The organism is Anaerostipes sp. CAG:276, assembly GCF_000432215.1.
Lineage (GTDB): Bacteria > Bacillota > Clostridia > Lachnospirales > Lachnospiraceae > Anaerostipes > Anaerostipes caccae.
On sequence record NZ_FR889206.1, the window covers coordinates 39,942 to 48,918 of the forward strand.

9 protein-coding genes are annotated in these 8,977 nt (G+C 43.7%); 8 read left to right on the forward strand and 1 reads right to left on the reverse strand.

The features are described from left to right. Positions 1 to 54: 54 nt before the first annotated feature. Positions 55 to 687, reverse strand: coding sequence for an HAD family hydrolase (locus tag QVP35_RS15060; RefSeq protein WP_009289731.1), 633 nt, complete (start codon positions 685 to 687; stop codon positions 55 to 57). Positions 688 to 857: 170 nt separating this feature from the next. Between QVP35_RS15060 and QVP35_RS15065 the strand changes: the two genes are divergently transcribed. From QVP35_RS15065 to QVP35_RS15100, 8 genes are all read left to right on the forward strand, one after another. Then, on the forward strand, positions 858 to 1,619 hold the full coding sequence (locus QVP35_RS15065; RefSeq protein ID WP_006567092.1) for a DeoR/GlpR family DNA-binding transcription regulator: 762 nt from the start codon (positions 858 to 860) through the stop codon (positions 1,617 to 1,619). A gap of 31 nt (positions 1,620 to 1,650) precedes the next feature. Next, the gene (locus QVP35_RS15070) at positions 1,651 to 3,702 is read left to right on the forward strand and encodes a BglG family transcription antiterminator (protein WP_006567091.1); all 2,052 of its coding nucleotides are present in this window, start codon (positions 1,651 to 1,653) and stop codon (positions 3,700 to 3,702) included. A gap of 191 nt (positions 3,703 to 3,893) precedes the next feature. Continuing rightward, complete coding sequence (locus tag QVP35_RS15075; protein WP_009289730.1) at positions 3,894 to 5,057, forward strand: 3-hydroxyacyl-CoA dehydrogenase NAD-binding domain-containing protein; 1,164 nt, start codon at positions 3,894 to 3,896, stop codon at positions 5,055 to 5,057. Positions 5,058 to 5,076: 19 nt separating this feature from the next. Beyond that, positions 5,077 to 5,703 carry a 3-hexulose-6-phosphate synthase gene (gene hxlA / locus QVP35_RS15080; RefSeq protein WP_006567089.1) on the forward strand — a complete coding sequence of 209 codons (627 nt, stop codon included), beginning with the start codon at positions 5,077 to 5,079 and terminating at the stop codon, positions 5,701 to 5,703. 19 nt (positions 5,704 to 5,722) lie between these two features. Further along, positions 5,723 to 6,280: a 6-phospho-3-hexuloisomerase gene (gene hxlB, locus QVP35_RS15085; RefSeq protein ID WP_009289729.1), complete on the forward strand. Its 558-nt coding sequence runs from the start codon at positions 5,723 to 5,725 to the stop codon at positions 6,278 to 6,280. 27 nt (positions 6,281 to 6,307) lie between these two features. After that, on the forward strand, positions 6,308 to 7,516 hold the full coding sequence (locus QVP35_RS15090; protein ID WP_006567087.1) for an iron-containing alcohol dehydrogenase: 1,209 nt from the start codon (positions 6,308 to 6,310) through the stop codon (positions 7,514 to 7,516). Between the two features lie 179 nt (positions 7,517 to 7,695). Then, positions 7,696 to 8,169, forward strand: coding sequence for a complex I 24 kDa subunit family protein (locus tag QVP35_RS15095; protein WP_009289728.1), 474 nt, complete (start codon positions 7,696 to 7,698; stop codon positions 8,167 to 8,169). Next, positions 8,170 to 8,977 (forward strand): (2Fe-2S) ferredoxin domain-containing protein (locus QVP35_RS15100; RefSeq protein WP_288187960.1); only part of this gene is annotated, 808 nt, incomplete at its 3' end.

Here is an 8,977-nt window from a genome sequence, read left to right on the forward strand (position 1 = left end):
TTCATTAAAAATTGTTTACAACCCCTAATTTTAAAAAAATGAGAAAAGAACTTTTTATTGTTCCAGTAATCTGTGTAATTCTCTGAAATCGTCAATGGAGTATTCTGGGTTATCCACATGGCCAAAGCCATAAGATGCCCATACAAAAGAGATCCCGGCTTTTTTCGCACTTTCGGCATCTCCCTTTGTATCCCCGATATATATGGGAGACTTCAGCCGGCTGCGCTCCATGACAAGTTTTATGTTTTCTCCTTTTGATAATCCGGTACGACCCTGTTCTTCATAGTCCATGATCCAGGGAGAGAGTTTGTTTCTTCTCATAAACGCACGGACATAACCGCTGGGGCAGTTGCTTACGATAAACAGGGGATACTGCTGTGCAAGTTTTTTAATTGTATCTTTTACTCCCGGATAAGTCCGGTCGGTGTTCAGGGATTCGACAAGTTTTATCTGGTGATTTCCACAGTCCTCCATGAGTTTGTACCGTTCTTTTGGAGGAAGGTGAGACATAAACAGATCAGCCACTTCCTTTGGCGGAATCCCGAATACAGAGGTGAGATTTTTAGATGTAAAGTTTATTTCAGGATGACCCTGATTGTGGGCTTCCCTGGTAAGCGCCAGAGCAATCTCATCTCTTACGTCCCACAGTGTTCCATCAATATCAAAAATAATTCCGTCAATTTTCATCTATTTGATTCCTTTCTATTTATTTTTCAAAGATATGATGTTATTCTATAATATTTTCGGAAATTATCAAGGTTTGATTGAAAAAATGAAGTTCGAAACTAAAAGTGCTCGTCTTATGATTGAAAACGATCAAATTTTCGCATATAATTGATAACAAAGGGAGGAATCTTATGAGTTTTGAAGACCGTGAAAGGAAAATTATCCAGTTAGTAAAAGAGAAAAATTACATTTCGGTCAAAGAACTGACAAAACTTTTGTATGTCAGTGAGCCGACAATTCGCAGGGACTTGACGCTGTTAGAAAAGAAGGGTCTGCTGAAGAGAAACCGGGGCGGCGCTTCTTATGTAAGCAGGCAGCAGACCCAATACCCACAGGCATTCCGGCACGATGAAAATATACAGGAGAAAAAATATATCGCGAGGCTTGCGTCACAGTTTGTCCAAAATGGTGACTCTGTTTTTATGGATGCCAGCAGTTCCTGTTTTTATCTGGCTCAATATATCAACCGGGATAAAAAGTTAAATGTCATGACGCATGGCTTTGCCGCGGCCAAGGAACTGGCAAAATCATCAAACATAAATGTAGAAGTCGTATGCGGAAAATACGATATTTTCAATGATGCAGTCTACGGTGCAGATGCCTGCAATTATGTGAGGTCCCGCTATGCAGACATCTGTTTTATGTCGATGGGCGGTCTGGATGTTTCACAGGGACTGACAAACTTATATTTAGAAGATGCGGAGATCACCAGGGTATATCATCAGCAGGCTAAAAAAACCATTTTGCTGGCAGACCACACAAAAATAAACTGTAAATATTATATAAAAGTATTTGATCTGGCGGAGATCGACGTATTGATCACCGACCGGCCGCTGCCGGAAGAATTTGATGCTTTTTGTTTTGATCATGATATAGATGTGATCTTTGAATAGGATGTGTTAAAATGTTTTTGAGGTGAGAACGATGCAGATGTCGAATCGGATTAAAGAAATAATAGAAGTGATTCTGAACAGTAAAGGTTATGTGACGATCGGTGAAATCGCGAAGCAGATCAATGTGTCTGACCGCACGGTATACCGTGAGATTCCGGAAGTCACAGAGATTATGAGGGAATACGGAGTACAGCTTAATACAGTCAGCAAGAAAGGCATGGCCGCAGTGGGAAGCTTAGAGGACATGAAATCTCTGCGCATTTCTCTGGGGATGGAAAAACAGATTTATATTGTAGATCCCAGAGAACGAATTGATTTTATTTTATTATATCTTCTTCAGCAGGATGATTACATAAAAACAGAAGCACTGGCCATTGACCATCATACATCCGTGCCCACAGTGCGAAATGACCTGAAAAAGGTAAAGGAGCAGTTAGGTGTGTACGATCTTCACCTGATCCAGAAAAAGGGGGAGGGAATCCTGCTCACAGGCAGTGAGATCGAGAAGAATGCGCTGATGATCAATATTCTTCTGAATCATGCAGATGAAGCCACTCTCTATCAATGGCTGAGGAGAGAAGGGGATGTGTCGAATCCGTTTACAAAGAGGATGGAAGAGTACGGATATCTCGATGTGATGTCGGCATGTTACCTTAGAATGAAAAATATCATACGGGATCAGTGTGAACTGCCGGCTATGATCAAAGACCGGGAGTACTTGGAATATATACTGCTGATCGCCATGATGATCGGCTGTCATCAAAAGGGACAGCCCTATGAGAAAGTGTTTGAGACTGAGAATTTTAAAGGAGAAGAACAGAGGGTTACCCGGCAGGTGAAAAGAGAGCTGGAAGAGGAATTTCATATTCTGCTGAGCCAGGAGGAAGAACAGTATATAAAATGGGTGCTTCATATGGGAATGATCCAGGATACATCAAGCGTCTATACGGTCAAAAACCGTATTCTGGATTCTAAAATCCATACATTCATTGAATATGTGGAAGACCGTATGGGGCTTCAGCTGATCCGGGACAAAGAATTAAAAGAAAGCCTGTATGTTCATATAGAGAGGGCTTTGACAAGAATCCGAAGCGGTATGTGTATTTCTAATCCGCTGATCGAGGATGTGAAAAAAGACTATGAAGAACTGTTCGGGATTATCCGGGAAGGTGCAGACAGGATTTTTCAGGATGATTTCTTCCCCGATGATGAGATCGGCTATCTGGTACTTTATTTTGCAGTGTCTCTGGATAAAGTCATGAAGCGTTCATTCCGGATTCTCGTCGTCTGTTCCGGCGGCATGGGCTCTTCCAAAATGCTCGCCCACCGGGTAGAACAGGAAATTCCGGAAATATGCGTGAGCAAAGAGGTATCGCTGGTCGGGTTCGGTCAGGAAAATCTGGACGAGTATGATCTGATCTTATCCACAATTCCTCTCTATATTGATAAACGGAATTATCTGAAAGTATCGCCGCTTTTAAGCAGTAATGAATTGGAACAGATCCATGAAGCGATCAAACGCCACAAATATAAAACGATGCGCAAGATAACGGTCCGGGAACAGGAACGCCGCCAGCTGGAATCCAGGGATAATATAGAATCGCTTGAAACACTGCGCCTGCTCATGGATACAGGCTTGAGAGTTATCAGACAATTCAGGATCGTTGAGACAAGGGAAAAAGATTTAAAAAACAACCTTCTGCGGATATTATCGGAAGAAAGCCTGTGTTCCCTGCCGGAAACAGAAGAAAAAATGAAGAAACAGCAGTCCTACTATATTCCGGTAACGGACATGGTCTATTACGAAGCAGTCCTTGCCCGAATGCCGGAACCGAAGCTTTTTGCTGCTCACTATCATGACGATCAATATTTGTCCAACGGAGAAAAGTACACGGATGTCATTTATGCCGTTTATCCGGATCAGGCGTCGGAATATGAAAAAAATATTTTAAATCGTATGCTGGAAAGTGTGATCGAGGACAGGGATATCCAGGAAATGATCCACAGAGCAGATGAGAAAGGAGTCAGACAGTGGTTCGGATATCAGTTTAAACAGTATCTGGCGGAACTGCTGGCTGTATAATACAAAAAACGGACATTCCGAACAGAATGCCCGTTTTTTTTTGTGTCTGTGCCACAGTGATAATTTTGTCAAAATAAAATTGAAAAAAACAGAACTGGAACAGATGGATTTTCCAAAACAAGCTTTCTATAATAAGATCATAGGCAAACAACACACCTTTAACATTATGATTTGTAGAAAAGGAGATTTTTATGAAAGCGGTACATTTTGGAGCAGGAAAAATCGGCAGAGGATTTATAGCAGACTTATTACATAATACAGGATATGAGATTACGTTTGTCGATGTAAATGAAAAATTAAATGCTGAGATGAATCAGTATCACAATTATTACCTGTATGTAATCCAGGAAGATTACAGAAGAAAAGAGATCGATAAAGTCTCTGCATTATCTCCGATTACGCAGCCGGAAGAAGTGACACAGGCGATTACAGACGCCGATCTGGTGACAACAGCAGTCATCGCAGACAATTTTCCAAAGATCGCAAACAACCTGGCAGCTGGATTAAAAGCCAGATTAGACGCAGGAAAAGAAAGGGTCAATGTAATCCCATGTGAGAATGCTTTTTACTGCGGGGTTATGTTAAAGAAAGAACTGTTAAAGACAGGGATTCTCACAGAGGAGGAACTGGATAAGATCGCCGGAATCCCGAGCACAGCAGTGGACCGTATGGTGTTTGCAGCTGACCGTGACGGAAGGGACGGAATTGATGTGGGCAATACATTTGAACTTGTCATTGAAAAAGAGCAGCTGGTGGACCCGGATGCCGAGCCGATCAAAGATGCAGAATATGCTGACAACCTCGATAAGTATTTAGAAAGAAAACTTTGTGTTGTCAATGGCGGACATACGATGTCAGCTTACATCGCCCGCCAGATGGGTTATGATATTATTCAGGACTACTTTATGGTGCCGGAAAACAAACAACTGACGAGAGACATTATGCTTCAGGCCAGCGCATTTATCGAGAAAAAACATGGTTTTGCACATGAAGATATGGTTGATTATATTGACGCTACCATCGGACGCTGGTCTACACCAGGTGTCAAAGATACTGTTGAGCGGATCGCTAAAGCTCCGATCCGGAAGCTGGATCCGGAAGACCGTATGGTGAAACCGGCTGTTCAATGTGAAGAGTACGGACTTGCAAATGACCTGATCCTGAAGGGAATCGCGGCAGCATTCTTATATGACATGGACGGGGATGAGCAGGCTGCCCAGATTCAGGCATATATCAGTGAAAACGGAATTGAAAAAGCAGTTTCACACTATACCGGAATCGAAGCCGGAAGCAGAATTTATAATAAAATTTTAAAATATTATAACGAGTATGCAGCCCAAAAAACAAATAAATAAATTTTAGGAGGAAAAAAGAATGAAATTACAGCTGGCATTGGATGAAATGAATCTTGTGGACGCCCTGCGTTTTGCCGACAAGGTTGCGGAACATGTTGACATTATTGAAGTGGGAACACCTTTTGTTATGGACGAAGGAATGAGGGGAGTGCGTGAATTTCACCGTTTCTTCCCGGATAAGGAGATCCTGGCGGATTTAAAGATCATGGACGGAGGATATTTAGAAGCAAGCTATGCCTATGAGGCAGGGGCTGCCTATGCTACCATTTTGGGAGTTTCTGATAATTTGACAATAGAAGGAGCCTTAAAAGCTGCCAGAGATTATGAAAGAAAACTGGTCGTAGATATGATTTGTGTGGAAGACCTTCCGGCAAGGATCGCAAAAATGGAAGAGATCGGAGTGGATATCCTGGCTGTGCACACCGGAGCCGACCAGCAGGCAGCGGGAAGAGAACCTATTCAGGATCTGGAAGTTATGACAGCAAATGCAAAGAAATCTCAGATTGCCGTAGCAGGAGGAATCAACAGTAAGACTATCGGCAAATATGTAGAATTAAAACCAGATATCGTGATCGTTGGATCTGCTATCGGTCATGCGGATGATCCGGTTGCAGAAGCAAAAGCAATTCAAGATGCATTATTATAATCAAGGAGGAAGAAAGAATATGAGCGAGTGCAAAAATGTTTTTTCCATTTTAAACGAATTAATGGAAAACGCAAAAGAAATCCAGAATGAAGACGTGTTAAAGGTAGAAGATCTGATTATGAACGCAAAAAGGATCTTCGTAGGCGGAGCAGGGCGGTCCGGCTTTGCTGCCAGAGGGTTCTCTAACCGGCTGATGCATTTGGGATTTCAGGTTTATTTTGTCGGGGAGCCTACGACTCCTAGTATCCAGGAAGGTGACCTGCTGATTGTCGGTTCAGGCTCAGGGAATACAGCCAGCTTAGTTTCCAATGCCAAGACTGCAAAGGCTCAGGGAGCAAAGGTTGCGACTGTCACAATGTTCCCAGAAAATAAGATAGGTTCTATGGCAGATGCGGCCATCCGCATTCCGGGAGTGACAGAAAAATGTGCAGGCCAGGGAAAAGGCAGCGTCCAGTCTTCCGGGTCTTCTTTTGAAGAATTGACATGGATCACATATGACGCTATCGTCATGGATTTGATGAGGATCACAAAACAGGGTGACAAGGAATTGTTTGCACGTCACGCAAATATGGAATAATTAAGACGGAAACGGAAGGAGATTCAAATGAATGATTTTACATTTTTAAGCCCTACCAGACTGGTTGTGGGAAGAGATGCAGAAAAAGAAACGGGAAAATGGATCAAAGAATACGGCGGAACAACCGTGCTGGTACATCACGACAGCGGATTTGTAAAACAAAACGGATTTGTCGACAAAGTGATCGATATGTTAAAAGCAGACGGATTGAAGGTAGTGGAACTCGGAGGAGTTGTCCCGAACCCTCATTTGTCAAAGGTTTATGAGGGGATCGAACTCTGTAAGAAAGAGGGCGTCGATTTTCTTCTGGCCATCGGCGGAGGAAGCGTTATCGATTCTACAAAGGCGATTGCCATGGGTCTTCCTTATGAAGGAGACGTCTGGGATTTCTTTATCGAAGAAGACGGGGTACCTCATGATGTGCCGACAAAGAGTACTCCTCTAGGTGTCATTCTTACCATTGCCGCCACAGGAAGTGAGGCGTCTAACAGCTGTGTTATTACAAAAGCAGACGAAAACTTAAAACGGTTCTGTGACAATGACATCAACCGTGCCAGATTTGCCATTGAAAATCCGGAACTTACAATGACTCTGCCTCCATTCCAGACGGCATGTGGTATCATTGACATCATGTCTCACTCCTTTGAGAGATATTTTACTCCTGAAAAGGAGAATGACATACTGACGGACTATTTATGTGAGGCTATTTTCCACACATGTATGGACTGCGGACGGATTCTCATGAAAGATCCGGAAAATTACGAGGCAAGAGCCAGCATCATGGTGGCATCGACCCTTTCGCACAATGGTCTGACCGGCATGGGAAGAACCGGCGACTGGGCATCCCATTTCATCGAGCATGAGTTATCCGGTGAATACCAGAGCGTAACTCACGGAGCAGGGCTTGCGGTGATTACTCCTGCATGGATGAAATATGTGTACAAAGACAATATGGACAAATTTATAAAATGGGCAACTCGTGTTATGGGAGTGTCTATGGACTATGGCGATCCGGAGAGAACTGTACTGGAAGCCATCGACCGTTTAGAATTGTTTTTCTTAAGCCTTGGAGTTCCGACAAAATTAAGGGATGTTCCCGGAGTTGAGGATTTAGATGAAGAAGTGATGGAGCGCATGGCGAAACGAGTACGCGTTGTCCATGAGGACGGAAGCATCGGCTGGGTGCGCCGCTTAAATACAGAAGATATTGTAGAAATATTTAAACTGGCGATGTAAAAAATAATGAAAGAAAGTCCCACAGTGAAAAAGACTGCTGTCTTTTATCACTGTGGGACTTTCTGCGGTTTGGTGAAAAGTTTTATACTTATTTTATTGATAATCAGTCAAAATTGACATATAATTAACGGTGATTGATAAAAATTTAACCAAAATGCACAACGTAAAGGAGGTATCTCATGTTAAACCAGGCCTACTATGACAAAACAGATGAGATCATAGCATCTCACGGGCTTACGCAGGCTGCTTTGATCCCGATCATCCAGGATATTCAGGCAGAATACCGCTATCTTCCGCCGGAGCTTTTAAGTTATGTGGCATCAAAGCTGTCCATTGACGAAGCCAAGGCGTACAGTGTTGCGACCTTTTATGAAAATTTTTCTTTTGAGCCAAAAGGAAAATATATCATTAAAGTCTGCAACGGAACAGCCTGTCATGTCCGCAAATCGGTCTCCATTCTGGAACGTCTTTACAGTGAACTGGGGCTCTCAGAGGAGAAAGCGACTACGGATGATATGATGTTCACGCTGGAGACCGTTTCCTGTCTCGGCGCCTGCGGTCTTGCACCGGTCCTCACCGTCAATGACAAAGTCTATCCGGCGATGACCCCGGATGCTGCCGCTGAACTGATTCGAGAACTGAGAGGAGCTTAGATGATGAAAAAGATTGAAAACAGAGAAGCTCTCGGACAGATCCGTCAGACTTCCAGGGAGCAGATGAACAAAAGTAAGTGCCGGGTCCTGATCTGTGCAGGTACAGGCTGTCTTTCCGGAGGGTCCGGTGCCATCTATGACAGGATGTGTGAGTTAGTGGGGGAACATCCAGACGTAGAAGTCCATTTCGGACCGGAGATTGCACACGGAGACGGTGAGATTGGAATTAAAAAAAGCGGATGCCATGGCTTCTGCGAGATGGGTCCTTTGATGAGGATCGAGCCTCAGGGAATCCTATATACGAAGGTGAAGCTGGAAGACTGTGAGGAAATTTTTCACAGGACGATCGAAAAGGGGGAACCGATCAGGCATCTGTTATTCAAGAGGGATGGAATTGAATATCAGAGACAGGAAGAGATTCCCTTCTATAAAAAACAGACGAGAATCGTGCTGAAAAACTGCGGGCATATTGACGCAGAACACATAGAGGAATATTTGTCCATCGGCGGATACGAGGCTCTGGAAAAAGCACTGTTTGACATGAAGCCGGAAGAGGTGATCAGCGAAATATCTGAGTCGAACTTAAGAGGGCGGGGAGGCGGAGGTTTCCCGACAGGGTATAAGTGGTCCCAAGTAGCCGGACAGGAAGAGAAAATCCGCTATGTCGTATGCAACGGAGACGAGGGAGACCCGGGTGCATTTATGGACCGGAGCATCATGGAGGGAGATCCCCACAAGATGATCGAAGGCATCATGATTGCAGCCTATGCGGTGGGTGCTCAGGAAGGATACATTTACGTGCGGGCCG